Origin of the sequence: Actinomadura terrae, from assembly GCF_022751215.1 — a bacterium.
Lineage (GTDB): Bacteria > Actinomycetota > Actinomycetes > Streptosporangiales > Streptosporangiaceae > Spirillospora > Spirillospora terrae.
In genome coordinates this window covers 367,895-393,587 of record NZ_JAICDG010000002.1, presented here as the reverse complement: position 1 = coordinate 393,587, position 25,693 = coordinate 367,895, and the positions used below count along the sequence as shown (strand labels likewise).

24 protein-coding genes and 2 tRNA genes are annotated in these 25,693 nt (G+C 69.4%); 4 read left to right on the top strand and 22 right to left on the bottom strand.

All coding sequences use genetic code 11. The annotated features are described in order from the left end of the window. Positions 1-3: 3 nt before the first annotated feature. On the bottom strand, positions 4-1,125 hold the full coding sequence (locus tag K2F47_RS11965) for a hypothetical protein (protein ID WP_242902938.1): 1,122 nt from the start codon (positions 1,123-1,125) through the stop codon (positions 4-6). A 240-nt stretch (positions 1,126-1,365) separates the two neighbouring features. Here K2F47_RS11965 and K2F47_RS11960 point away from each other — a divergent pair, with 240 nt between their 5' ends. Beyond that, positions 1,366-2,463: an adenosine deaminase gene (locus K2F47_RS11960; RefSeq protein WP_272496880.1), complete on the top strand. Its 1,098-nt coding sequence runs from the start codon at positions 1,366-1,368 to the stop codon at positions 2,461-2,463. On the opposite strand, the gene K2F47_RS11955 is transcribed toward K2F47_RS11960, so the two are convergent. The 15 genes from K2F47_RS11955 to K2F47_RS11885 form a co-directional block, all read right to left on the bottom strand. Beyond that, positions 2,444-3,868, bottom strand: a complete 1,425-nt coding sequence (locus K2F47_RS11955; RefSeq protein ID WP_242902937.1) for an MFS transporter — start codon at positions 3,866-3,868, stop codon at positions 2,444-2,446. The two genes, K2F47_RS11960 and K2F47_RS11955, sit on opposite strands and share 20 nt — an antisense overlap. 85 nt (positions 3,869-3,953) lie before the next feature. Next, a complete protein-coding gene (locus K2F47_RS11950; protein ID WP_242902936.1) occupies positions 3,954-4,550 on the bottom strand; it encodes a TetR/AcrR family transcriptional regulator in 597 nt (198 codons plus the stop codon). A gap of 40 nt (positions 4,551-4,590) precedes the next feature. Beyond that, positions 4,591-5,172 (bottom strand): TMEM165/GDT1 family protein, encoded by a 582-nt coding sequence (locus tag K2F47_RS11945; RefSeq protein WP_242902935.1) that lies wholly within the window; start codon positions 5,170-5,172, stop codon positions 4,591-4,593. A gap of 546 nt (positions 5,173-5,718) precedes the next feature. After that, positions 5,719-6,786 carry a UDP-N-acetylmuramate dehydrogenase gene (locus tag K2F47_RS11940; protein WP_242902934.1) on the bottom strand — a complete coding sequence of 356 codons (1,068 nt, stop codon included), beginning with the start codon at positions 6,784-6,786 and terminating at the stop codon, positions 5,719-5,721. A gap of 71 nt (positions 6,787-6,857) precedes the next feature. After that, complete coding sequence (locus K2F47_RS11935) at positions 6,858-7,283, bottom strand: MaoC family dehydratase (RefSeq protein WP_242902933.1); 426 nt, start codon at positions 7,281-7,283, stop codon at positions 6,858-6,860. After that, the gene (locus tag K2F47_RS11930) at positions 7,283-7,720 is read right to left on the bottom strand and encodes a MaoC family dehydratase N-terminal domain-containing protein (protein ID WP_242902932.1); all 438 of its coding nucleotides are present in this window, start codon (positions 7,718-7,720) and stop codon (positions 7,283-7,285) included. Before K2F47_RS11930 ends, K2F47_RS11935 begins: the two co-directional genes overlap by 1 nt. A gap of 369 nt (positions 7,721-8,089) precedes the next feature. Beyond that, on the bottom strand, positions 8,090-8,254 hold the full coding sequence (gene rpmG / locus K2F47_RS11925) for a 50S ribosomal protein L33 (RefSeq protein ID WP_026404241.1): 165 nt from the start codon (positions 8,252-8,254) through the stop codon (positions 8,090-8,092). Positions 8,255-8,370: 116 nt separating this feature from the next. Then, positions 8,371-8,444 (bottom strand) — tRNA-Met (locus K2F47_RS11920). 305 nt (positions 8,445-8,749) lie between these two features. Further along, positions 8,750-8,822 (bottom strand) — tRNA-Thr (locus K2F47_RS11915). An 80-nt stretch (positions 8,823-8,902) separates the two neighbouring features. After that, complete coding sequence (locus K2F47_RS11910) at positions 8,903-10,030, bottom strand: acyl-CoA dehydrogenase family protein (RefSeq protein WP_242902931.1); 1,128 nt, start codon at positions 10,028-10,030, stop codon at positions 8,903-8,905. 1 nt (position 10,031) lies between these two features. Beyond that, positions 10,032-10,766: a protein phosphatase 2C domain-containing protein gene (locus K2F47_RS11905; RefSeq protein ID WP_242902930.1), complete on the bottom strand. Its 735-nt coding sequence runs from the start codon at positions 10,764-10,766 to the stop codon at positions 10,032-10,034. A gap of 200 nt (positions 10,767-10,966) precedes the next feature. After that, positions 10,967-11,722, bottom strand: a complete 756-nt coding sequence (locus K2F47_RS11900; protein WP_242902929.1) for a DUF805 domain-containing protein — start codon at positions 11,720-11,722, stop codon at positions 10,967-10,969. Positions 11,723-11,800: 78 nt separating this feature from the next. After that, the gene (locus K2F47_RS11895; RefSeq protein ID WP_242902928.1) at positions 11,801-12,829 is read right to left on the bottom strand and encodes a TolB family protein; all 1,029 of its coding nucleotides are present in this window, start codon (positions 12,827-12,829) and stop codon (positions 11,801-11,803) included. Next, on the bottom strand, positions 12,826-14,052 hold the full coding sequence (locus K2F47_RS11890) for an MFS transporter (RefSeq protein WP_242902927.1): 1,227 nt from the start codon (positions 14,050-14,052) through the stop codon (positions 12,826-12,828). The genes K2F47_RS11895 and K2F47_RS11890 overlap by 4 nt, the downstream gene beginning before the upstream one ends. Before the next feature lie 28 nt (positions 14,053-14,080). Then, complete coding sequence (locus K2F47_RS11885) at positions 14,081-16,525, bottom strand: N,N-dimethylformamidase beta subunit family domain-containing protein (RefSeq protein ID WP_242902926.1); 2,445 nt, start codon at positions 16,523-16,525, stop codon at positions 14,081-14,083. A 394-nt stretch (positions 16,526-16,919) separates the two neighbouring features. Here K2F47_RS11885 and K2F47_RS11880 point away from each other — a divergent pair, with 394 nt between their 5' ends. Beyond that, positions 16,920-17,657, top strand: coding sequence for a hypothetical protein (locus K2F47_RS11880; protein WP_242902925.1), 738 nt, complete (start codon positions 16,920-16,922; stop codon positions 17,655-17,657). Between the two features lie 200 nt (positions 17,658-17,857). Here K2F47_RS11880 and K2F47_RS11875 read toward each other — a convergent pair whose 3' ends face one another. The 4 genes from K2F47_RS11875 to K2F47_RS11860 all read right to left on the bottom strand — a co-directional run bounded on the left by K2F47_RS11875 (position 17,858) and on the right by K2F47_RS11860 (position 20,901). Next, a complete protein-coding gene (locus K2F47_RS11875; protein WP_242902924.1) occupies positions 17,858-18,244 on the bottom strand; it encodes a hypothetical protein in 387 nt (128 codons plus the stop codon). A 275-nt stretch (positions 18,245-18,519) separates the two neighbouring features. Then, complete coding sequence (locus K2F47_RS11870) at positions 18,520-19,263, bottom strand: glycosyltransferase family 2 protein (RefSeq protein ID WP_242902923.1); 744 nt, start codon at positions 19,261-19,263, stop codon at positions 18,520-18,522. A gap of 2 nt (positions 19,264-19,265) precedes the next feature. Next, positions 19,266-20,069 carry a GntR family transcriptional regulator gene (locus tag K2F47_RS11865; RefSeq protein WP_242902922.1) on the bottom strand — a complete coding sequence of 268 codons (804 nt, stop codon included), beginning with the start codon at positions 20,067-20,069 and terminating at the stop codon, positions 19,266-19,268. A 574-nt stretch (positions 20,070-20,643) separates the two neighbouring features. After that, on the bottom strand, positions 20,644-20,901 hold the full coding sequence (locus K2F47_RS11860) for a hypothetical protein (protein ID WP_242902921.1): 258 nt from the start codon (positions 20,899-20,901) through the stop codon (positions 20,644-20,646). 1,304 nt (positions 20,902-22,205) lie between these two features. Here K2F47_RS11860 and K2F47_RS11855 point away from each other — a divergent pair. After that, positions 22,206-22,649, top strand: coding sequence for an Hsp20/alpha crystallin family protein (locus tag K2F47_RS11855; RefSeq protein ID WP_242902920.1), 444 nt, complete (start codon positions 22,206-22,208; stop codon positions 22,647-22,649). Between the two features lie 273 nt (positions 22,650-22,922). Then, on the top strand, positions 22,923-23,270 hold the full coding sequence (locus K2F47_RS11850) for a helix-turn-helix domain-containing protein (RefSeq protein ID WP_242902919.1): 348 nt from the start codon (positions 22,923-22,925) through the stop codon (positions 23,268-23,270). Positions 23,271-23,736: 466 nt separating this feature from the next. On the opposite strand, the gene K2F47_RS11845 is transcribed toward K2F47_RS11850, so the two are convergent. After that, positions 23,737-24,429 (bottom strand): response regulator, encoded by a 693-nt coding sequence (locus K2F47_RS11845; RefSeq protein WP_242905914.1) that lies wholly within the window; start codon positions 24,427-24,429, stop codon positions 23,737-23,739. Continuing rightward, positions 24,429-25,664, bottom strand: a complete 1,236-nt coding sequence (locus K2F47_RS11840; RefSeq protein ID WP_242902918.1) for a sensor histidine kinase — start codon at positions 25,662-25,664, stop codon at positions 24,429-24,431. Before K2F47_RS11840 ends, K2F47_RS11845 begins: the two co-directional genes overlap by 1 nt. Positions 25,665-25,693: the final 29 nt, after the last annotated feature.

Sequence of the window (25,693 nt, the reverse complement as noted above, 5' to 3'; positions counted from 1 at the left end):
GTCCTACTTGGCCTGCCGCAGGGCGGCGGCCACGTTCTGGAGGTCACCGGCGAGGACGGGGCTGCCGTTGACGAACAGCGAGTAGCCGTTCGGGTCGAACAGCAGCACGCCGCCGCCGCCCGGGGCCTGCCAGCCGACGAAGCCGCCGACGGTGACGGGGCTGCCGCCGGTCGCGGGCAGCGCGAGCGCCTTGCGCAGCTCAGTCTGCGGCATGCCCGCCGGGGTCTTCAGGGTTTCGACGGTGAGCCACTGGCCGGCCTTGCCCGTCCACTTCTGGGTGACGCCGCAGACCTTCTTGGCCTGGAGCGCCTTGGAGACGGGGGTGGAGGAGGTGTAGGTGAGGCCCTTGGCCAGCATGACGGCCCGCTCGGCCGGGCTGCCGATCTTCACCGCGGGCGGCAGCTTGGAGCAGTCGAGCCCCTTGGCGCCGGGGACGGCGGGAACGGCGGGCAGGCCGGGCTTGGCCGGGACGCGCGCGGTCGGCGTGTCCGGGGAGGTGCCCTTGGGCAGCGTCCGCTTGGCGTCCGGGAGGCAGGTGGGCAGCTTGCCCTTGCCGGGGAGGTTGGTCCCGCCGGGGAGATTCGCCTTGCCGGGGAGGCCCTGCCCACCCGGGACGTTCACCTTCCCGCCCGGGACGGACGGCAGCTTCTTCTGTGTGTCACCAGGAGCGATGCCGGGCTTGGGGAGGTTGCCCTCGGGCAGCTTGGCGCCACCGGGGACCTTCGTGCCGCCGGGGACCTTCGCGTCGGGAAGCTTGGTGCCGCCCGGAACCTTCGCGTCCGGGAGCTTCGCGCCGCCGGGGACCTTCGTGTTGGGGAGCTTGGGGTCGGGCAGCTTCGCGCCGCCGGGGACCCGCGCGTCCGGGAGCCGGCCGTCGGGCAGCTTCGCGCCCGGGACGTTCGGGACGTTCGGCGCTCCGGGCACGCCGGGCTTGGCCGGGAGGCACGTCGGCGCGGCCGGGGCCGGGGCGATCTTCTTCAGGTCGTGCACCGCCGTGGTCCTGGAGCTCTCGGACTGGAGGCCCGCGTCCTGGTGCGAACCGGTCATCGCCCAGGTGGCACCGCCGCCCACCGAGACGACACCGACGGCGGACGCCGCGATCAGGGCGGCCTTCAGCGTGATCATCCTGTTTCCCTCTCTGCCCGTCTGTCTCTTGCACCCCTCGTATACGCGCGACCCCGGAGCGGGGTTGCACGCGATTCCAAAGTTTTTTCGGGCATGTGCAGAGGACTGTGTTCACCCGTGTGGCCGCCCCGGTCCGGGCCACTCCGGGCATGGCCGCCGCGAGTCATGGCGGATAGTCCGGTCAGGTGATCCTGCCGGGGCGGACGTCCAGGAGGCGATGTGATCCGGCAACATACGTCCATGGAGGCCCGTACCGTGTCACCCCATCCGGCCAGGCAGCGTTCCGCGCCGGACCATCACGAGGACGCCCGCGTCCCGTCCCGTTCCACACGCCCGGACGTGGCCCTGCTCCCCAAGGCGCATCTGCATCTGCACTTCACCGGTTCCATGCGGCATTCCACGCTCGTGGAGCTGGCCGCCACACACGGCGTGCAGCTCCCGGACGCGCTCGTGGAGGACTGGCCGCCGCGCCTGCACGCGACCGACGAGCGCGGCTGGTTCCGGTTCCAGCGGCTGTACGACATCGCGCGTTCCGTCCTGCACACGCCGGACGATCTGCGGCGGCTGCTGCGCGAGACCTCGGAGGACGAGGCTGCGGAGGGCTCGGGCTGGCTGGAGATCCAGGTGGACCCGAGCGGGTACGCGGCGCGCTTCGGGGGCCTGACCCCGACCGTGGAGCTGGTGCTGGACGCGGCGCGCGCGGCGACGGAGGCGACCGGCGTCGGCATAGGCGTGGTGATCGCGGCGAACCGGACGAAACATCCGCTGGACGCGAAGACGCTCGCGCGGCTCGCCGTCCGGTACGCGGGCCAGGGCGTGGTCGGGTTCGGGCTGTCCAACGACGAGCGGCGCGGCCGGGCCTACGACTTCGAGGGCGCGTTCCGGATCGCCAAGCGCGGCGGGCTGCTGTCGGCGCCGCACGGCGGCGAGCTGCTCGGCCCGGTCAGCGTCCGGGAGTGCCTGGAGAACCTCGCCGCCGACCGGCTCGGCCACGGGGTGCGCGCGGTGGAGGATCCGAGGCTGCTGGAGCGGATCGTGGAGCGCGGGGTGACGCTGGAGGTCTGCCCCGCGTCCAACGTGAGCCTCGGTGTGGCCGCGACGGCGGCGGACGTCCCCGTCCGCCGCCTGTACGAGGCGGGCGCGTCGATCGCGCTGGGCGCCGACGACCCGCTGCTGTTCGGCTCCCGGCTGGCCCGCCAGTACGAGCTCGTCCGCGGCGAGCACGGTTTCAGCGACGTGGAGCTGGCCGATCTGGCGCGTCAGTCGGTCCGCGCGTCGGCGGCTCCGGACGACGTCCGCGCCCGGTTGCTGTCGGGCATCACCGCCTGGCTCTCGTAGGCGCCGGGGCCGGGGCCGAGGTCGCGACGGTCTCGCCCTGGACGGGAAGGTGCGCGGGGATCGCGAGCGCGGCGAGGGCCGCGGCGCCGAGGAGCCCGGCGGCGATCCACAGGGCGGGCAGCAGGCCGTCGGTGAACTCCTGCGGGCTCGTGAACCCGCCCCGGGCGGAGAAGACGGCGCCGAGCACGGCGATGCCGAAGACGGTCCCGAGCTGCCGGGCGGCGTTGCTCACCCCGGACGCGACGCCCGCCATCTCCGGCGGCGCGAAACCGAGCGCGGAGCGGGCGGCGGGCGGGAAGAACAGGCCCATCCCCGTCCCGCCGAGGACGAACGCGGGCACCAGCGCGCCGTAGCCGACGTCCGGCGAGATGACCACGGCGAGCCAGGTGAGCCCGGCGGTCTGCGACGTCAGCGACAGCACCAGGACGGCGCGGACGCCGAACCGGGCGATGAGCGGCGCGGTCAGCGGCGCGACGATGATCGGCATCGCGGTCCACGGCAGCGTCCGGACGCCGGCCTCCAGCGGGCTCATGTGGTTCACGCCCTGGAGGAACTGGACGAGCAGGAACGTCGCCCCGAACATCCCGGCGCCCATCGCCAGCATGACGGCGTTGACGACGGCGAACCCGCGGGCGCGGAACAGCCGCATCGGCAGCATCGGCTCGGGGGTGCGCAGCTCGTAGGCGACGAACGCGGCGAGCAGCACGGCGCCGAGGACGAGCGAGCCGAGCACCTGGCCGCTCGTCCAGCCGTGCTCGTTGCCCCGGACCAGGCCGAGGACGACGCCGAGCAGGCCGCCGGTGACCAGCAGCGTGCCGGGCGCGTCCAGCCGCCGGGGGGCGCCGCGGCTCTCGGTCAGGAACCCGGGCGCGAGCGCGAGCAGCGCCACGCCGACCGGGACGTTGATCCAGAAGATCCACTGCCAGGCGGCGTACTCGGTGATCGCGCCGCCGAGCACGGGCCCGAGCGCCACGCCGAGCCCGCTCATCGTGCTCCAGGCGGCGATCGCGACGCCCCGGCGGGCTGGGGGGACGGCGGCGGCGAGCAGCGTCAGCGTGAGCGGCAGGACGACGGCACCGCCCGCGCCCTGGACGGCGCGCGCGGCGATCAGCGTCCCGATGCCGGGGGCGAGCGCGGCCCCGGCGGAGGCGAGGGTGAAGACCGCGAGGCCACCGATGAACAGGCGGCGGCGACCATAGCGGTCCGCGATGGCGGACGCGGGCAGGAGCAGGACGGCGAAGGTCAGCGTGTAGGCGTTGACCGTCCACTCCAGCCCTTCGAGGCCGGTGCCGAGGTCCACCCGGATCGCGGGCAGGGCGTTGGTGACGATCAGGTTGTCGAGGGCGACCATGAACAGCGCGATACCGGTGATGAGGAAGGTCCGGAGCGGATGTGGCTGCTTCATCTAGTTATCACTCACTAACTTAGCCGGGTAAAAAAACGCGCGCCCTGGGCTGTGCCCACGCGCGCGGGGGACAGGGACGCTTCGCCTAGGGCCCGCCGGGTTCGATCGGCCAGTCGCTGAGGCGGTCGACGCCCCGCAACCCCTCCGACCAGTCGTGCACCGAGCCCGCGAGCCTGTCGCCCGGTGTGTAGGGGACGTCGAACGTGGTGAGCACGGTCGCCAGCAGACCCCTGGAGACGAACCGCGTCATCGCCTCCGGGTCCGCGCCTGACAACTCGGTGAAGATGCGCCACAACCGCGCCCACCGGATGTGGCCGAGCCTGCCGACCTCCTTGTCGTGGACGGCCGCCGCATACAGCTTGAGCTGGAAGCGCAGCAGTTCGGGTCTTTCCCGGAGGGTCCGGTTGTAGGCGACGGACATCGCCTTCAGCGCGTCCTCGCCGTACAGCCCTCCGGCGGCGTCCCGCATCAGGCCCTCGATGTCGTCGAAGCAGCGCTCGGCGGCGGCGAGGAACAGGGCCCGCTTGGACGGGAACAGCCGGAACAGGTAGGGCTGGGACACGCCGACGCGCTCGGCGATCACCGCCGTGGACGTGCCGTTGTAGCCGGTCTGGCCGAACTCGGCCAGCGCGGCCTCGATCGCCATCTCCCGGCGCTCCTCGGCGCTCATCCTCGACCCCATGCGACGTAAGTTAGTACTCAATCACTAACTACGTCAACGGCTACGCGGTGAAGCCCTCGACGAGCAGCAGCACCCCGAAGATCGCGAACCCGGCCGCGGCGCCGTACTTGATGACCCGCTCGGGCAGCCGCTTGCCCAGCAGCTGCCCCACGATGATCGCGAGCCCGTCGGCGGCGACCATGCCGATCGTCGACCCCGCCCAGACCCCCGTCAGCGCGAGCAGGCCGCCGTGGTCGGCGGCGAGCGTCACGGTCGCGAGCATCGTCTTGTCGCCCAGCTCGGCCAGGAAGAACGCGACGCCGACGGCCAGGATCGCCGAGCCGGTGGCGTGCTTGGCCTTCTCGCGCTCCTCGTCGTCCAGCTCGTCGCCGCGCAGCGTCCACAACGCGAACCCGATGAAGGCGATCCCGGCGAGGAACGAGATCGGACCGGTGGGCAGCGCCGCGCCGAGCGCCGCGCCCAGCGCGACACTCGCCAGGTGGACGAGCGCCGTCGCCGCCGTGATCCCGACCAGGACGGGCAGCGCCCGGAAGCGGGTGGCGAAGGTCATGGCCATGAGCTGGCTCTTGTCGCCGAGCTCGGCGACGAAGATCACGGCCAGGCTGATGATGAAGGCGTACACGGGTCCCTCTCGCTCGGATGCCGGGCGGAGGGCGGGGAGCTTTCAGGGCACACGACCTCGGCCCGGCATGACTGCCGGACCGAAGGTCTCGTCCGCCTCGACCGACCGCGCCGCGCGCGGCCCGAGGCCCGCATGACCGGGCACCGCACGCGGCGCCAGCATGTCGATCACGCGATTCGGGACTACTCCCCCTCGACGCCGCCAACCCTACCAACCCCCCTCAACCCCGGACCGGCCAGGCGGAGGCTCAGCGAGCCACGCCGATCGGGCCGAGCGGGTCACGCCGATCGAGCTCAGAGGGCTAGGCCGATCGAGCTCAGCGGGTCACGCCGATCGTGCGCAGCCGGTTGCGCCGAACGGGCTGAGCGGGTTGCGCCGGACGGGCTCAGAGGGTCACGCCGATCGTGCGCAGCCGGTTGCGCCGAACGGGCTGAGCGGGTTGCGCCGGACGGGCTCAGAGGGTCATGCCGATCGTGCGCAGAGGGTTTGGTCGATCGGGTTCAGCGGGTCACGCCGATCGAGCTCAGCGGGTTGCGCCGGACGGGCTCAGAGGGTCACGCCGATGAGGACGGGTTCGTTCACCAGTTCCACGCCGAACGCGGCGCGGACGCCGTCGCGGACCTCGCGGGCCAGGGCGAGGAGGTCGCCCGTCCCGCCGCCGCCCGGGTTGGTGAGCGCCAGCGTGTGCTTGGTCGAGATCCGCGCCGGGCCGAGCGCGTGGCCCTTGGTGAAGCCCGCGCGGTCGATCAGCCAGGCGGCGGACGTCTTCACCCGCCCCCCGGCCTCAGGGTAGCGGGGGAACTGCGCGTCGGGGCCGAGCCGCTCGGCGACGCGGCGCTCCAGGTCGGCGAGCTGGGCCGGGTCGAGGACGGGGTTGGTGAAGAACGAGCCGGCGCTGCGGGTGTCGGGGTCGGCCGCGTCCAGCACCATGCCCTTGCCGCGCCGCAGTTCGAGGACGGCGTCGCGCGCCTCCTTCAGCGACACCCGCTCCCCCGGCTGCACGCCGAGGCGTCTGGCCAGTTCGGCGTAGGCGATGGGCTGCGACTCCTCGGCCTCGCGGAGCGCGTACGTCACGTCCAGGACGACGTAGCGGTCCGCGCCCTTGAACACGCTGTTCCGGTAGGTGAAGCGGCACGCGTCGCGGTCGAGCGTCACGATCGCGCGGGCGCGCCGGTCGTAGGCGCGGACCTCCACGATCGTCTCGCTGACATCCTGCCCGTAGGCACCGACATTCTGGATCGGGGTCGCGCCGACGCGTCCGGGAATGCCCGACAGGCACTCGACCCCGGCGAGGCCGTCGCACACGCAGCGGGCGACGAACGGGTCCCAGTCCTCACCGGCCTGGACGCGGACGAGGACCGTGTCGCCCTCCCCCGGCTGAAGCTCGGTGCCGCGCGTCCCGACGCGGACGACCGTCCCCGGGAAGCCGTCGTCGGACACGACGAGGTTGCTGCCGCCGCCGAGCACGAGCACGTCCTGCCCGGCGTCGTCGGCCTCGCGGACGGCGGCGACCAGCTCCGCCTCCGTCGTCGCCTCGACGAAGCGGCGCGCGGGCCCGCCCAGTCGCAGCGTCGTGTACCCGGCCAGGTTCACCTCTTCAGCGAACACCGCCACGTCTTCCCCTCCCGTACGTCCGGGCCCGGCCGCGGGCGCTCGTTCAGGCGCGCTCGCTCGGGCGCGCTCGTTCAGGCGAGCCGGACGGTGGCCTTCGCACGCGTGAGGACCTTCTGATCGTCCGACCGCGCGGTGAGCGCCACGACGACGGTGTTGTCGTCGAGCTTCCTCTCCACCTTGCCGCTGATCTCCAGCGTCGCGCCGCCCTCGTCGGGCACCACGACCGGCGAGGAGAACCGTACCCCGTAGTCGAGGACGGCGCCCGGGTCGCCCGCCCAGTCGGAGACGAACCGTCCGCCCTGGGCCATCGTGTACATGCCGTGCGCGATGACGTCCGGCAGCCCGACGGCCTTCGCCGTGCTCTCGCGCCAGTGGATCGGGTTGAAGTCGCCGGACGCGCCCGCGTACATGACGAGGTTCGCGCGGTCGATCTCGAACGTCCGCGCGGCGATCTCGGTGCCGACCTCGACGTCGTCGTACCTGACCGTGGCGGTCATCACGCCCCCCGTTCCACGAACGTGTTGTGGCAGGTGCAGACCGGCTCGCCCTCGACGGTCGCGATCTCCGTCACCACCGTCATGCTCTCGTGGCTGCCGACGGACTTGATCTCAGCGATCGTGGACGCGCAGGTCACGACGTCCCCGGCGCGCAGCGGCCGGACGTACTCGAAGCGCTGCCCGCTGTGCACGACCATCGAGAAGTTCAGCCCGAGCTCGGGGTCGGCCAGCCCGGGGGTGTAGAGCGACATCACGATCGGGAAGGTCGGCGGCGCGATGACGTCGGGGTATCCGGCGGCCTTGGCCGCCTCCGGGTCGCGGAAGATCGGGTTCGGGTCGCCGATCGCGTCCGCGAACTCGCCGATCTTCACCCTGCCGACCTCGTACGGCTCGCCGGGCGGGAAGCTCCGCCCGACGAAGTCGCGGTTCAGTGCCATGCGGTCCGTCCCTCCGGTCGTTCCAAGCCTCGCGCCTCCCGCGGCCGCCGCGGTCTCCCGACGCCCGCGCGGGCGTCCGCGTGCTCCCGGACGGGACCGTAACAGAACAACGCTCAGCCCGCCCTCGCGGGTCTTCTGGGCGAGGACGGGCTGGTCAGTCACGTCAGGGCAAGCTTGCGAAGAAGTCACCCACTGCGGGCCCCTGGGCCCTCCGCGAACTAGCGGGCTTCCCGGTTTGGACGGTGCGCCCCTGCGTTGCGTGGGCGATACGTCCCGTTCGGGCCTCGGCTAGCGGGTTTCGCGGCGCGGACGGTGCGTCCCGGCCCCGTGTGGAAGCGGAGCGGGCAGTACTTCCCGTCCGGGCCTCAGCTAGCGGGTTTCCCGGTGCGGACGGTGGGTGCGGCAGTTGGGGCAGTACTTCTTGATCTCAAGGCGGTCCGGGTCGTTGCGCCGGTTCTTCCGCGTGATGTAGTTGCGGTGCTTGCACTCCTGGCAGGCCAGCGTGATCTTCGGCCGGACGTCGGTGGCAGCCACGATGGAGTGCCTTTCTGGGCTAGGGACATGGACTACGTACCTCGGCCGCCCGTGCGGGCGGCCGGCGATTCGACCCAGCCTGCTCACCCCCGGGTGGAGGTGAGAGACTTGGGTAGTAGCGAGGGCCGGACTTGAACCGGCGACACAGCGATTATGAGCCGCTTGCTCTGCCTGACTGAGCTACCCCGCCGTGATGGTCGGTGTGGACCGGATTGCAAGGATACCGGATGCCCACCGAGCCCTGGAAACGAGAAAACCCCGTACGAAGATCGGGAATCGGTTTCGCGGGCTCCCGGGAGCGTCGCCCAGGCTACCGGCTGGCCGGTGACCTGCGAAACGTCCTACTGGAACCGGTGGGACGGTATCACAGGGCCCCGTATGGAGCGAATCAGGCACCCGCCGCCCATGATCGCGGGGGCGGGCGAGGCCGGACGGCGGCCCTGGGACGACGAAGGCCGCCGTCCGCTGGTTCCGGATGGCGGCCGAGATGCCGTGAGCCCCTTTACGGAATCGAACCGTAGACCTTCTCCTTACCATGGAGACGCTCTGCCGACTGAGCTAAAGGGGCCTGCGCCGTTCGCGCAGTGAAACCATACAGGGTTCGCGGCCCGGTTGCGAAATCGTTTGGAGGGTCTTCGTCGTGCCTGGTCAGCGCAGCAGGTGACGGGCGATCACGAGCTGCTGGATCTGGCTGGTGCCCTCGAAGATGCGGAAGAGGCGGACGTCCCGGTAGAGGCGTTCGACGGCGACGCCGCGCATGTAGCCCATGCCGCCGAAGACCTGCACGGCGCGGTCGGCGACGCGTCCGGCCATCTCGGAGCAGAAGTACTTCGCGCAGGACGGCCCAAGCGCCGTGTCCTCCCCGGCGTCGTAGGCGCGCGCCGCCTCCAGCACCATCGAACGTCCGGCGTAGAGTTCGGCCTGGGAGTCGGCGATCAGCCCCTGGACCAGCTGGTATTCCCCGATCGGCTTTCCCCCTTGGACGCGTTCCCTCGCGTACGCGACGGTCTCGTCCAGGAGCCTTTGGGCGAGGCCCACGCAGACGGCGGAAATGCTCAGCCGTCCGTGGGCGAGGGACGCCATCGCGGTCCGGAAGCCGCTGCCCTCCGTCCCGACCAGGGAGGACGCGGGGACGCGGACGCCGTCGAGGAGCACCTCGGCGGTGTGGGCGCCGCGCTGGCCCATCTTGGCGTCGGCGGGCCCGACGCTGAGGCCGCCCGCGTCGCGCTCGACGAGGAAGGTGGAGATGCCGCGGCCGCCGGGGCCGCCCGTCCGGGCGAAGACCATGAGGACGTCGGCCTCGGGCGCGTTGGTGATGAACCGCTTGGCGCCGTCGATCACATAGCCGTCGCCCTCGCGGCGCGCGGTGGTGGTCAGCGCGCTCGGGTCGGAGCCCGCCTCGGCCTCGGTGAGCGCGAAGGCGCCGACGGCCTCGCCGGACGCGAGGCGCGGCAGCCAGGCGTCCTTCTGCTCGTCGGTCCCGGCATGGACGAGGACCTGCCCGGCGATGCCGTTGCTGGTGCCGAACATCGACCGGAACGCGGGGCTCGCGTAGCCGAGCTCGAAGACCAGCCGCACCTCCTCGCTCACCGTGAGGCCGAGGCCGCCGTAGCGTTCGGGCAGCGCGTATCCGAACAGGCCCATGTCGCGTGCGGCCCGCCGGATCGGCTCGGGGATGGCGTCGGTCTCCTCGATCTCGTCCTCGCTCGGGACGACCCGGTCGCGCACGAAGGCGCGGGCGGCCGCGAGCACGTCGGCGAAATCACGTGCGTCCATGTCAGAAGCGGACGAGGACGGCGGTGGCGTCGTCGTAGCGTTTGCTGCCCGGGCGGACGTCCGCCCGGGCCTCCGCGGCCCGCGTCCGCCTGACCAACTCGGTGGGGCCCGCCTCGTCCAGCAGGTCGAGCAGCTCGTCCCACCCGAGGGCGCCGAACTTCTCCACCAGCCGGGACGCGCCGTCGCTGAGGACCGCCGCGCGCGTCAGCCCCCGCACCGGCACCTCCCCGGTCAGCCCCTCGTACGCGGCCTCGGGACGGGTGCTCGCGACCCAGAACCCGCCGGGGCTGTTCCGGGACCGGCGCACCGACTCCTGCGTGTAGCTCGGCAGCCGGTCGACCCGGTCGTCGCGGAACACGCGGACCTGCCCGTCGTCCACCACGATCGGGGAGTCGGCGAGGACGTACCACTCCACGACCTCGTCCCGCCGCCGCAGCAGCGACACGGTCGCCGAGGGGCTGTCGGGGTTCGCCAGATCACAGGTCGCGGTGTGCGCCTCGCCGGTCACCTTGATCGCCTCCGCCACCAGGTCGGGCAGCGGCTGGCCGCCCTCCAGCGCCAGCCGCGCCGCGATCTGCCCGCCGACGCGCCGCACGAGCCACGCCGGGTCGTGCCGGCATCCGCTGTCCACTCCGTCGGGCTCGGTCGCGCCGTCCAGCAGCACGACCCATCCGGGACCCGCCGCCACGAAGTCCTCGTTCGGACGCCCCGGCGCCGCCTCACTCACATAGCTCACCTGCACAACCCCAGGTTTACCCGCAAATCAGCGGCTCGGGGGGCGCGGGTGTGATCAGTCGGTGAAGAACAGGGCGAGGCCGCGCGCGTCGCACGCGGGGTCGCGCGCCGACGGACGAGCAGGTCAAGGCTGCGTCCGCCGAACGACCCATTTACCTCGTCGCCATCGCCATCGCCATCTGCCGCGCCGCCGCCGCGAGCCTAAACGCCGCCTTCGGGAGGGTCGGAAATCGTGTGCGCGGCGGGCCCGGCGGATGGCGCGCTGGGCCCCGGAGGCTGCGCACCGGGCCCGGGCGGCGGGACGCTGAGCCCGGGCGGCGGCGGGGCGTTGAATTCCGGGGACGGCTCGGCAATGGGTTCGTGAACCGGCACGGGCGTCAGCCGGAGGAGGTCGTCGACTCCGCCCGGGTCGAGCACTTCCAGAAGGCGCTGCCGGTACGCCTCGTCTCCCATCACCTCGCGCCGGAGCGCCAGCCAGGCCAGGTCCTTCTCGACCTTCTTGCCCGCCTCGTGCGCGTACATCACGGCCAGTGCGGCGTAACCGACCGCGAGATAGATATCGCCGTACCTGTCGAACCGATGGGCGAATTTCCGGTGCGCCTTCACCTGCGCGGCCGGGTCGTCCGGAGGGCCGTAGGTGTTGGGACCGGGGGTGCTGGAAAGGCAGTGGAAGACGATGACTATAAGTCCGCCGACGTTGGGCACGAGGCCCACCAGCAACCAACATCCCGAACGGTCGATGTCATGGAACCTGCGCACGGACACCCCGAGGCTCGGCACGAGGATCACCAGTAACCAGATCAGCAGAGTGAAGAACGTGGCGACCGTCATCGCGAGCGCGATGGAGATCGCAAGGGTGATCATGTAGAAGAGGACGAACCACCAGTACTCCGAACGCGAGGCCCGGCCGCTCCAGTCGAAGGTTCGAGCAAAAGTGCGTTCGACCGATGTCTTCATGTTCACGGGGCACCCTCCGCCGCTCGTTTTCGCACGCACCGTACGCGCCGCCGAACGGGACCCCTCCCTGCCGCCGGATCAGCGCTGTGAGCGCGCCTTGGCCGGGCCGCGGACGGTCGGCGAGTCCGCGTCCGGGATGAGGAGCCGCGGCGCGCCGCCGTTCAGGGGCACGACCCAGACGTCGGCGTTGCGCCCGCCCGCGCCGCCCTTGGGCACCCCGTACATGACATGGCCATCGTCCAGCCACGCCGCCTGGTCGTCCACGCTCCGCGTCTCGGCCAGCGGCCTCTCGACGCCGGACGCCAGGTCGAGGACGTGGAAGCGCCACACGTCGGTATTGAGGCCCGTCCGTTTCTTGTAGACGAGCCGCCGCCCGTCCGGGGAAAGGGACGGGCACTCGACGTTGTCGCGCAGGGCGGTCAGCGTGCGCCGCCGGATATCACCCTCGACCAGGTATCTGCGGTTCTGGGTGGCGACGGTCGCGAAGAACCGCTCCCCGCCGGGGACGAACGTCACGCCCCACACATTGCGGTCGGCGTTCTGGTTCCGCTGCCCGTTCAACAGGAACGCGAAGTCCTCGACATTGCCGACCGGCTCGCCGCCGACACGTCCGATGACGGTCTCGGTGGAAAAGCCGTCGGAGATGTAGGAGTGCCCGGTAACGAAGGCGGTCGTGGCGTAGTAACGGCCGTCCTCGGAGAACCGGGCGCGGCTCGGAATTCCGTTGAGCCGCGTCTCCTTTCCGGGACGCAGCCGCTCGTCCAGCAAAGTGACCGCGAAAAGCTCGATCGGGTTGCGTGTCTGCCGCAGGCAGAGGCCACCGGCGGCCGACGCCGCCGTCCGCTCGCATCGCGTCGGCAGGACGACGCGCTCCCGTCCCGCGTCACCGGCCGGAACCACGGCGATGTGCCCGAACGAGGGCCCGGCCCGCAGCGACCGGAACACGATCTGCCGCCCGCCGGGCAGGTTCGCGTCACCGCCCCCGCCGGACGCGCCCGCGCGCAGCACCGACGAGGTCACCCAGGTCGCGGCGACGGCGACGACGAGGACCGCCAACACCAACATGATCTTGCTGTCCCTGGACCGGCGCCGGTCGGGCTGGGTCATCGGGCCTCCGTCCGCTGGTCGCGGGCTCGTGTGATCATCGGTACCGCGGTGAGCAGCGCCACCGCGAGCGCGGCGGCGAAGGTCCACACGGCGGTGGCGCCCTCGGCGGCCGTCCAGACCGCGCCGAACGCCACCGCGCCGAGCGCGCGCCCGCCCGCGACCGCCGCCTGGACGACGGAGATCCCCGTAGCGGTCAGCTCGACCGGCAACAGCGGCGCCGCGGCCGCGGGCAGAACACCATCGGTCGCCGCGTAATAGGCGCCAAGGAACATCAGGCACAATCCCGCCCCGGCGGCCCCGCCCGTAAGGACCGCGCTGAGATAGGCGCACAACAGCAGGCCGTATCCGGCGGCGAACACCCGGTTCCTGCCATAGCGGTCGGACACGCGTCCAAAGGGAACCGCCAACGCGAGATAGACCAGGCTCGTACAGACAAAGAGCAGCGGAAACCAGCGGGTGGTAACGGCCTCGTTACGCAGCAGGACGAGATAGAGGAAACTGTCGCCGATCGTCGCCACCGACAGCACGGCCGCCGCGCAGAGCAACCGCCGGAACCGGGTGATGCGCAACAGCGCCGCGACGTCCCGGAGCGAGACGCCGCCCTCGGTTTCGGTCCGGTGCTCCGGCACATGGTGGACGAACAGCAACACGCCGAGGACGGCGGCGCAGCACGACACGACGAACACCATGTCGAAGTCGCCCGGCGCGAGCGCGAGCAGGCCGAACGCGACGACGGGGCCGAGCAGCGCGCCCGTCGCGTCCAGCGCCCGGTGCACGCCGAACGACCTGCCGAGCCGGTCCCGCGGCCCCGCCGTGGCGATCAGCACGTCCCGCGGCGCGGTCCGCAGGCCCTTGCCCGCGCGGTCCACGCCGACCGCCGCCGACAGCGTCCCGGCGCCGCCCACCGGAAGCAACATCAACTTGGCGACGGCACCGATCGCGTAACCCGAGCCCGCGACGAGTTTCGGACGGCGCAACCGGTCGGCGAAGAAGCCGCCGAGCAGCCGCACCACGACGGTCGCGCCCTGGTAGAGGCCGTCCAGCATCCCGTACGCGAGCGGCGTCAGGCCGAGCGCCAGCGTCGCGTAGATCGGCAGGACGGCCGTCACCATCTCGGTCGAGATATCGGTGATCAGGCTCACCACGCCCAGGACGACGACCACCCTGGGCACCCGCGCCCTGATCCGCGTTCCGCGCGGGATATCGCGCACCGATACGTACATGGGGCCTCCGGAAAACCAGCGGACGGGATCAGTCGGTGCCCGGGAGCGGCTTGCCGGAGGCGAAGGCGTTCAGGACGTTCCCGGTCATGGTGGCGATGTCGTTGTTGTACTTGTTGTAGAAGAGGCTTCCGGCCCAGGAGATGGAACTGGCGGAGAAGACCGCTCCCCCATGCGGATACTGGGTCAGCGTGACATCGCCGCGGACGAGCCAGTTGACGGTCCCGCCCTCCATGAGATTGGCGGTGTTGTTCTCCTCCTTCACGAACAGGTACTCGTCGCCGAAGCCGGTCCCCGAGGCCAGGACGATCGTGTTGTCGGCGGTGCCCAGCGCGTATTCGGCGCGGTCGAGCTCCTCGCCCATCGGCCCGCCCGGGCTCTGCAACGAGTCGAAGTCGCCGATCTGCCCGGTCGCCTTGACGCCGTTGAAAATCCAGTCGGCCTTCGGGTCGTGGCTCTGCGGCGAGCGGTCCAGCGGACGGCTGTACATTCCGGTACCCATCCGGGACCCGAAGCCCTGCGCGGTGAATCCGACACCGACGAGCTGCTGCGGCGGCCGTCCCCGGAACCGCCACAGCCCGCCGTATTCGCCGGTCGTGTTGTGGTAGTACTCGCCGGGAGCGCCCTGCCACGCCTCGGTACCGTCATGACGGCGCAACTCGGTGTAGGTACCGGTGCGGTCCATCGGCGTCACCCAGTAGAAGCCGTTACCGCCCAGGTACATGAGCCGCCCGCCATCGTTGAGCCAGCCCTGAAGTGAGTCGAGCATGGTCTCCGACGTGTACTCGGGATGGCTGCCGGTGATGACGACGTCATATCCGTCCAGCAGTTTCCTGCCCTGTTTGTGCAGGTCATGGTCGGTGATGTAGTCGACCTTGCGACCGGTGGACTCCAGCCAGTCGGTGATATGCGTGTCGGCCTCGAACTGCCACGGCCGCCCTTCGCCCTTGCGTCCCGTGGCCATCGGACGCAGGTTGACGATGGGCCGCAGCCCCGACGAGTAGACCACGCCGCTCCCGTCGGTGTGATGGGAGTACTGGCTCAACCCGCTCACGAAGTCGCCGCTCAGACCATAGGCGAGGTAACTGAACGTCGGAATCAGCAGCGCGACCTTCGACGTGGGCTTCTTGGGACGCACCACGAACGTGGCGTGGTAGATCTTCCCGTCCGCCTCCAGCTTGGCCGCGTAGACGCCGCTGCGCGCGTCGTCCGGCACCCGCCAGGTGAAACTGGGCTCCCAGGCGGAATCGCCCAGGTCGTCGTCGTGGAAGTACATCGCGCCGTACTGGTCGGGCACCCGCTTGAAGTCCTGCTCGTCCGCCTTCCAGTTGTGCCCGGTGACGGCCCGGACCGGCAGGTTGGCCACGTGCCCGTTCAGATGATTGCCGGAAGTGTCGACAGCCCGGTCGGTATCCATCTTCTGAGAGAAGTCGAAGTCCGCCACGGCGCCTCTCGCGGGCCCGCCGCGTTGCAGAGCGCCGATCTCCCTCTCGTCCAGCGCCCGGTCGAACACCCGCGGCGCATCGATCTTGCCGTTGTAGAACCCGGCGGGCTTCTTCTGCCCACCCTGGTAGGCGGCGACCAGCAGCGGACCGGACGCGTTCTTCAGCCCCCGCGCGTCGATCGTCTTCGTCACCACGGCATCGGAATTGTTCGGGTGCCCGCTCAACGGCCGCTGGTAAAGCCGCACCTTGCCCGTCCTGGCGTCATACGAGACGGCCGCGAAGTACCAGCCGGAGGAGTTCACATGCTGCGGCCGGACGACACCGCCCGGCTCGACGCCCCGCAGCGCGGGAGCCCACGGCTTCAGCTTGACGCCGGTGCTCACCGCGTGAACCCGTCCTGACCGATCGGTCAGCCGCAGCCCCAGCCCGCCGTCCCGGTCGACGACCATGCCGTAGCCGGCCTGCTCGGCGTCCGACCACTTGGTCACGATCCCCTGCACCGCACCCGTGCCGACCGGCGTCCGCTGGTAGGCGATGGGGTTGAGCTTGGACCCCGGCACGGTCGTCGGGGCGATCCACGCGGTGAGCGTGAAACTCCCGTCCAACCGCAGGCTGTCGTCATCGGGGACGCTCACGTACGAACCCAGCGGAAGCGTCTGATACTTCCCCGGGTACTCCTTGTTGACGTCGGACGCGACGACCTGCTCCTTGATCCCCGGCCCACGCGGATCCGCGTCGCCGTGCACCACGCGCACCATCGTCGCCTTGAACGCCGGGCTCTTCGTGCTCACGCTGATCTTCACGGACTGGCCGGGCTCGACGCTCAGCCGGTCGGGATACCCGCTGATCCCGAGCCCGTCCAACGCCTCCTGCGGCGTCCGCGGGTCAACGGGCAGCGGAGGCGGCTCGACCTTCGGAGTGTCCGGCCGCGTCGCCGCGCCCACTCCCACCGACAGAGGCCCGGACCCACCCACCACGGCGATGAACGTCGTGACCACCAGGGCCGTCCCCAGCCGTCTGCGCGCGATCACTGGACCACCTCTCTGCCGGCCCCCAACTCGGCCACACAGGAACGGCGTCCCACCCCGCAGGACGTGTGCGTCCTCTGGACGAAGACTCCGTTTCAAATTAGAACGACCTGGAGCAACTGCCTAGGGAGTTCACTACCGGACATCTGACCGCATCCGGCCCCAGACCTGAACACGCACCCCAGACCGCAGCCAAGTGGATCTTCGAAACCCCAAGATCCGCACTCAATTTCCCCTTGGTCCACACCATTTTCGAATATTTCTTACGCTCAATGACCCGGGCTATACCAGCATGTCAAATCCACTTGACAGCGGCTCAAGGCCCGGTTCATCGTGCGGGAAGTACCAAGCGCGGGGGCGCGGGCGACCGCGATCGCTGTACGCCACGGGGGTGGCCATGCTCAGAATTCACTTCACCAACGATGATCTGACCCGGATCCAGGTGGCCCAGGGCCCGGACGCGCTGTGGGAATTGCTCCTCAGCCTGTACCGCTTACGCCGCCCCGAAGGCAAGCCGGTATTCGGCCCCTGGAAACGCGACATACGTCCCAAAGTCCCCGCCTCGGCCCGCCTGCTGACCGACCTGATCCCCCCGACGGGCTACGCCCCCGACTTCCTCACCCCCGCCACCCAGAGCGGCAGTCTGGACGCGGGCCTGGAAGCCTTATGCAGCACCCCGAACGCCCGCCTGGCCGCCGACCTGGCCCAACTCGCCAGCCGCCACCCCAAACGCCGCACCCCAGGCTGGACCCGTACCCTCGCCACCGGCCGCCCCGAGATCGTCCGCCAGGTGGCAGGCACCGCCGCCACCTACTTCACGACGTGCCTCACCCCTTACTGGCCCAGCATCCACGAACTGATCGACCGTGACCGCGCGCAACTGAACAAGCAGATCACCGACGGAAACGGCCACAATTTCCTCACCACCGTCCACCCGTCGGCGCGCTGGAGCTTCCCCGTCCTGGAAATGGACTACCCCGACGACCACCACATAGCGCTGGACGGCCGCGGGCTGGTCCTCCAACCGTCCTACTTCTGCTGGGGAACCCCGATCACGCTCCTGGACCCAACGCTCCCACCCGTCCTGGTCTACCCAATAACCAACCAAACCCCACTAACCACTGATCGCTCCTAACCACCACGACAACGCCCCGCCACCCCATCCGCGCGCGGCGGGACACACCACCCCACCCTTACCCCCGCGCCGATCACCACTGAGCGACCAACGAGCCGCACGCACCGACCACCCGGATAGGAAGATCAGCCAAGCCAAGGCGTACACCCGGCGACCGCCCAGCAGCACCGGGTAAGTCCGCCAACGGCGCGCCCGGCCCCCTATTCCACGTCCTGGATATCGGAGATGAAATTGGTGCCGACATCGCTTTGCACAGTCAGGCGCGTGTACCCGAAGCCGTCCCCATACTCCCAGGTCAGAGTGATGGCGGTGAGCACGACGCCGATACCGGATTCCTGGTAGCGCACCTCCCATTCGATGGGAATGTCCGGGGTGCGCAGAACACCGTCGTTGCTGTAGAGATCCTCCCACTCGGAAAGCTTCCGTTGGAGATCTTCGGTGAGATAGTGAGCCCGCAACTGCTCACCCAGCTCCGCCGAACGATCCAGGATCGCGTCTATGTAGGCCCCATAGAAGTCGGCCACCCGGTCCACAGGCGAGTCCGGACTACCGCTTCGAGCCACCATGTCTTTCGTGATGACAGCCACCACTCACACCACCCCAGCCCCACGGGATCACAACGACCGCATCCTGTCAGCGCTCAATTACCCTCCGCTATGAACAAAAGGTGACACCCCTACCACTCCCCAGTAACCTCACACAGACGGGCATGGCCCACCCGCCCAGCACCACAGCCGCACGCACAACACCGACCCACCCCATAACCACCCAAATCCGCCCTCTGCCCCTCGTCCACACACGGCGAGCGCGAGCGACCGCCCTCCCCCGACGACAGCCACGCACCACGAACGAGCCGAAACATTCAGAGCACGTTGATCATCCGACTAATGGCTTCGCCTCGTTCGCGGATAAGGCTCATACGCGAGTTCCACTCCACTTCCTGGTAATGAGCCTTCCCTGCCGTCTCCTGCCCCGGCCACTTCCGGTAGAGAAGCCCCACCTCTCCGTGGAAGTAGCCAACGCTCAGGACGCTGGCAGCGACCAGCATTCCCGTATCGTCAGACCCCGGCACCCCCATCCATCCCCCAATCGCCGTAACCAGCGGCCGCCGGATACAGATGGTCGTCGGATGCACAGGGAGCCGGTAATTGTGAGCCTTCCAATGCTCGAAGACAACGCCCCGCTCAAGGCGTCCCTCCGGCGGGTCGCTCTCGAACCCGACCGTCGACCCGTCCGGAAGTAGATCGAGGACGGGCGAGGTGGTCCATTGGATATCGTTATTAGCGACCAAGACAGCGATGTCGCGCGCCAAAACCCCAGGCGTGAAAAAGTCGTCATGATCAAGATTCTTGACAAGCTCCCCCCGAGACCTCGCAAGCGCCAGATTCCGCGTAAGGGCGACGCCACCCCGGCGCCCCTCCCCGAACTTTATACGCGAATCTCTCGGGAGCATCTCCATGGCGACTCCGGTGCTCCCGTCCTCCTGAAGCACCCATTCCCACTCCCATCCCTCCGGAAGCTCCTGTGACGCAATCGACTCATAAGCCGCATTAAGGTGTTCGGCGGCAGGGTTATAAATGGGCGTCACGATAGATATCAGCGACATGGCTACCACCTCTTGAGCTCGGTCGTGTAAACCACCTCAGTCCACTCCCCCGGAAGGATGACCTCCGAATACTCGACCACACGATCGGTGACGTCAATAGAGGTCTTGTTCAAGACCAGCACCGATGCGCCGACCTCAATACCGAGAACTCCGGCCTCTTCGGGCAGTGCTGGACGAGCGGACAACTCATCGACGATCCGGTCCACCTCAATGCCGATCGTGAACAGCTGGCTCTGCGTCCCGCCCGGGTAGGGCTCCCGAGCCACATCAAGCAGTTCCGGATTCGTCGCCACAACATCATAGACAAGATAAGAATGCACAACGCTCAGCGCCGCGTCATCCTCTCTACACGATGTCGAATAATCACGTTGGAGCATACGCGTCCCAACCGGAACATCAAATCGCATCGCGAGCTCTGAGCAAGCCGCAGTCTCGCTGTACTCAGCATGAAACTTGAGGTCGGTGGACTGTAGATCAGTGTCAAATTCAGTGGCACCGGTCCGCGCTCGGACCTCAGCCGTCTGGCGGGCCCTGTCCTTCTCCCACTGGTAGCGCTCGCTGTGATGCCGCCGAAGACGCTGACGTGGCGCTCGCACGAAGCCCCGCCCTTGCTCCGCGCCGACCAGGCCCCGCTCCCGCAGCCGGCGAATACCGTTGCGCACGCCCGTCGGCGACACACCGAACCGGTCGGCAAGGTCCGCCTCGCTCGGAAGCAGGCCCCCCGGCCTCAGCCCGCCAGCAAGGATCTCCTCCCGGATCTCCTGAGCGACCCGCGCATACCTAGGTCGCCCATCACGTTCAGTCATATCTTCAAGCTACAGAGCAGCCACCAGCACAGTTGCCAGGCGCCCCCGACATCGGCCAAAGCAACCTGGCGCACCCTCCCCGCCCCACGCCGAAACGCCACACTCCTCCACACCTACACCCAACATGTTGCCGGTCCGCGGAAGAAGCTCAAGCGTCACATCACGGAAGCACCACCAGCGAGGAGAGGCGTCAACCCGCATGCACCCTGCGTGCCGTGGGCATCTGACCCGCTGAGGGCCAGACACCGATGAAAGAGCCCCTCACCTGTGTCGCGCCGTGCGAGAAGGGATCTGACAGGCCCAGAGCGCGAACCTTGCACGGGCAAGCCGACGGATCAGCAGTGCGCCACGGATTCGGATCACTTACTCAACCGGCTTTGACGCCGAGTACCGTCCTCTACCCCTGGCTGTGCGGCGGGTACTCGGACGAACGCGGAGCACGGACGAATCTCGAAGTAGCCACGCCGCCGAAGCGTCAGATACCCGCAACACGGACATGCGTACGACCGAACTCGTCCATCCGGGTCCGTTGGAGAACCACAGCCACATGAAACCGAGCTCTCAGGAGGAGGCATCAGCAAGAACGCTCCTGAAGCGACGGCTCGCCCTCCGCACCGGACCACCACTGGTTGTGTGCACCAAGGCCCTCAAGCACAGGGGTCGGCTCGTATTCGAGCTCACAACGAGCCTGTGCGCCGTCCTCATCGACGTCGAACTGACGGCAGAAGCTCAGGCTGAAGCGTCGGGGCCCTCCAAAAGAGAAGGTGCCGTACTCGTACAGCAGGGAGTCCAGGCACGTGAGCAACTGCGCCTGTGCCTCCTCGACCCGCATGACACTCCGCTGTCGCGATTGGGAGTTGCGAACCTACCGACGGTTGCGCGCCATCCGGGAACCCTCGGGGGCATCCGGTTGTCGGCATACAGCTAGCCGGTGCGTACACAGTCGGTGACCGCCGGCAGTTCCCAACAGCCACTTGGCCCTATTGGGGTCCACCAAGGTCGTAAGCGGCGACCAAGTCGTGCAGGACGACGGCAGAGCAATGCCAGGTGAGGGAGTTGGAGGCCTGGATGTGGACGTAGCCGACGGCAGTCCGCGGTTTTGCGCAGCATTGGAGCCGATCACCACGCCGATTGCCGTCCTTCACCGGAGAAGGTGGCTCAATCGGGTTGGATCTCGGATGCGCCAGAGGTACAGCAGCCGCCAGGTCGGCGAGTGCTGAGGGAGAGCACGCGCCGACCTGGCTGATGCACTGAGACTGAGCGAGACTCTCTTAGCTGGTTTGCCGCCTCCTCCTTTCGTCGTGACGTGCTGCACTGGATATGAGTGTTCTGGAAGCCGCACGCCCCGACGTTCTGCACTTCGGGACGCGGGACGTGCCGCCTCGTCATCTGGTTGCTCCGCCGTCAGGTGCGTCATGGCCGGGCCGTCACGAAAGCCGACCTCCAGGCTGCGGCTAGAGCACCGGAGCCACATCGTCGTGGCGGAGGTGAGCGCTGACGCGGGATCTTGCCGCCGCCAGCGGCCCGCCTCCTGACCGCGCGGCGGCCAGGGGCCTCCGGCACGTCATATGGCCACGGTCGCCCGGTGGGCGGTGTGGACGGAGGCGCGGGCGGTCCGAGCCGGGCGGGTGGCGCGCCATAGCTTGCCGCGATCAGGGCGTCGAACTCCTCGCGCAGCCACTGGTCGTCGGCGCAGATCAGCTCTGCGAACTCGCGGTCTACCCGCCGCGGCACCCGTGTCGGGGCCATCGTCTGCATGTCGATCACTCCCGGAAACCTCAGCCAGCGTCACCAGGTCAACGACCGATACACATTTTCTATACCTAGAGCCGCAGATACTTGTCAAGCCGACTGCCGCAAGGTTCTCAGCTAAGCCCAGCGAAGTATGGGCGGTCGCCCGTTACACCGGCTCGTTCAGGCGCGACCTCCCCTTCCAGCCAACCCGCCCCTGGCATCCTGACCTGCAAAGACAGCACGAGTTGACCTCCGAGGGGCAGCTGGAGCCACCCAACTGCCGCTGCAGGGCTTGACAACTCCCCTCGCAAGCTACCTATAGTTTCAGTTGTAGATTTCCTCTCTGTAGAGACACAGTCCCGGGGTTGGAGGCCCCGGGAGATCTTCGGAGGTGAGCGAGAGATGCTGCTGACGTCGATCGACCCGTTCGTGCAGGAGTTCGAGCGTCAGTTCGACCGGGCGATCCGGCAGGTCGGTCTGAGCGGCCGTAGCGAAAGCGCGGGCACCATGCCGGTGGACGGGATCCGCCGCGCCGACGACGTCGTCCTGCGGTTCGACCTGCCCGGGATCGACCCCGACTCCATCGAGGTCACCGTGGACCGCGGCGTGCTGACCGTCAGCGCGCGGCGCGAGGAGGAGTTCGGCGAGAACGACCGCGTCTTCGTCCGCGAGCGCACGATGGGCACCTTCACCCGTCGCGTGTACCTGTCGGAGCACCTGGACGCCGAGGCGATCGAGGCCGCCTACAACAACGGCGTCCTGGCCGTCCGCATCCCGGTCCTCGAGCAGGCCAAGCCCCGCAAGATCGCGGTCCAGGCCGGTGGCCAGAAGGCTCTCCGCAACTGACATCGGCCCGGCAACGGTCGGCCATCACAGCGACGGGCCCGTCACCGGCGGCACCCCAAGGGCGTCGGTTCGGAGAATCCGGTGACGGCCCGGCCGACGCGGCCCCGCCCCAACGCGAGCGGTACCCAGGGTCACACCACACCGCCGCACCGGGGGCGGGGCCGCTGTCCTTCCCAAGCCGCGAGCCCCGACCGTCCAGCCCGGTTTCCTACCTCCGGGCCCTGCACGGGAGCCGGTGACCACAAGAAAGGAGGACGGCTGGTGAAGCTTTCTATGGACGACGAGTACGCCGCCCTGTTCACCGTCGGACAGGTCGCCGACATGTTGCAGGTACGGCAGGCATTCCTGCGACGCATCGACGCCCAGCAGGTCGTCTCACCACAGCGCTCGACCGGCGGACAGCGCCGCTACAGCCGCGCCGAGATCGGCCGCATCCAGGAGGTCGTCTCCATGATGGACCGGGGTATGAGCCTGCCCGCCATCCGGCGCATCTTCGAACTCCAGCTTGAGCTCCGAGAGATCACTCGCGAACGCGACGAACTCGCCCACCGGCTCGCCGCCCACACTGCTTGCCGGCCCGCCACCGACAGCGAGGCAGCACCGTCCGACCAGTCCCCATAACAGGGAGTTTTCAAAGCGCTGTCGTCCATTGCCGCGAGCCCGCACCGGCGGACACCATGGCTGACGTCCCTGCCCGGACGTGTCCAGCGCCCCTCAGGACGAATCCGCAAGCAGACACCCTGACCACCACAGGTCCGGTGGCCCGCACATGCGCCGGAGAAACAGCTCAACCAGCACTGCCGAACAGACCAGCGCGCCTCCCGCAGGCCCTTCGACGACGGCGGCCACAACGGCGGTTCCCCTGGGCCTCTCTATCCCCTCAACCACGCTTCGAAATACACCGACGGCGTCACAGAGTTCCGCGACGCCCGAGGCCGCGACCAGTTCCTCGCTTCCGCCCTCAGCCCTCCGCCCCCAAGCCAACGAAACGGCCGCCCCTGAAGGCCCCCACATGTGGCACGGCCGCATCGAGTCCACACGGGATCTCCCCGTCCCGGGATTCCTCCCAGGTTCGCAGTCACCCAACTCATTCGGCGTCGTGCACGAGAAGCGCGATCTGGACGCGGTTCTCCAGGTCGAGCTTGGCCAACAGCCGTGAGACATAGGACTTGACGGTTGCGACGCTGACCACAAGCCGCTCCGCGATCTGCGCGTTCGACAGTCCCAGCGCGACCGCGTCGGCCATCTGGCGCTCGGTGGGAGTGAGCTGGTCGAGTCGGCGCAGGGCGGCGAGGCGCCGCTGGTGCCTGTCGTCGGTGACGTGGTTGACGAGCGTGCGCACGATTCTCGGCGAGAAGGCCGGCTCGCCCGCGGCCACGGCCCTGATCGCCTCGACGATCCGTCCCGGAGGCGTGGTCTTCAGCAGGAAGCCCGCGGCGCCTCCGCGCAGGGCGTTCAGGACGAGGTCGTCCTGGTCGAAAGTCGTCAGCACGATGACTTCGGGCGGGTCGTCCCCGGCACGGACCTGCCGGGTCGCGGTCAGCCCGTCGGTGCGGGGCATGCGGATGTCCATGAGGACGACGTCGGCTCCGGTCTCCCGCGCCTGCTCCCGGACGAGGGTCCCGTCAGCCGCCTCCCCGACGACCTCGATGCCCTCCGCGCCGGTGAGCATGGTCCGCAGTCCGGCACGAACCAGCCACTCGTCGTCGACGAGGAGGACCCGCACGGGCGCCGCGCCCTCGGTCCGAGCAGCCGTTTCCGCAGTGTGCACCGTGTCCATCACGCTTCCCAAGGTAGCCATGCCCGCAAGAGGTACTCTCCCCCGTCCGACACGCCGGCGGTCGGTCCGTGGTCCAGGGTGCCGCCTGCCAGCAGGGCTCGTTCGGCGAGGCCGACCAGCCCGACCCCGGAGCCGGGCGGGACGATCGCGGCCTCCTGCCGCTTCGGTGACAGCGGCTGGCGGACCTCAACGGCGAGCCCGTCACCCGGCGCCCCCCGCACCGTCGCGGTGACGGGAGCTCCCGGCGCGTGTTTGGCGGCGTTGGTCAGCCCTTCCTGGACGATCCGGTAGGCGGTACGGGCGGTCATCACCGGGACCGTCGCCAGGTCGCCGACATCCCTGATCAGCGTGACCTCCGTACCCGTCCTGCAGAACTCCTCCGCCAGCTCCGGCAGTCCCGCGAGCGCCGCCCGATCCGTCCCCGTATCGTCGCCGGAGTCCTCCCGCAACAGGCCGATGATCTCGCGGAGGTCGTCCGACATCTGATGCGTACCACTGCGGATGACTCCGGCCGCACGGGCGATCTCCTCCGTGGGCGCGTCGGGTCTGAACTCCAGCGCACCGGCGTGCAGGCTGATCAGCGAAATGCGGTGGGCGAGCACGTCGTGCATCTCGCGGGCCAGCCGGGTCCGCTCCAGCCGCCGCGCCTCTCTGACCTGCGCCAGCAAGTCGGCCTCGGCACGCCGTGCGCGTTCGGCGAAGGAGACGAGCAACTGCCTCCGGGCCCGTACCAGCCGGCCCCAGCCGAGGGCGGCCACGGTCCCCAGAACGGCGATCACGGCGCTCGCGACATACGGCACGTGGTGCACGGGCGTCGCCCACGAACTGACCAGGCCGGTCGCCACACCGAGGGCGGCGATCCAGCCGGCGTCCCGCATCCGCCGGTGAACCGCCACGGAGAACAGGCCGATGAACGCCGCCCCGCCAGCGGCCGGTGAAACGGCGGAGACGGCGCCCGCCACGGCTGCCAAGGCCACCGGGAACCGCCGCCTCAACGGCAGGACGAGACAGCAGCCGCCGCCGCCGACCAGAGCGACCGCCTCCAGCCCACCGGGACCTGCGGCGATACGCGGCCACGAGGCGAGGCCGCCCACCAGCAGGGCGATGGCGACCGCGCCCGCGTCCACGGCGATGTCGCGTGCCGAACGCCGAGGGCCCGTGCCGGACTCGGGGTCGGGGTCGGTTTCCGCGCGCAGCGCACCGGGCAACAGCGGCCAAGGAGCGGATGCGGTCATGACCTCATTCGACACCATCCGGAACCACC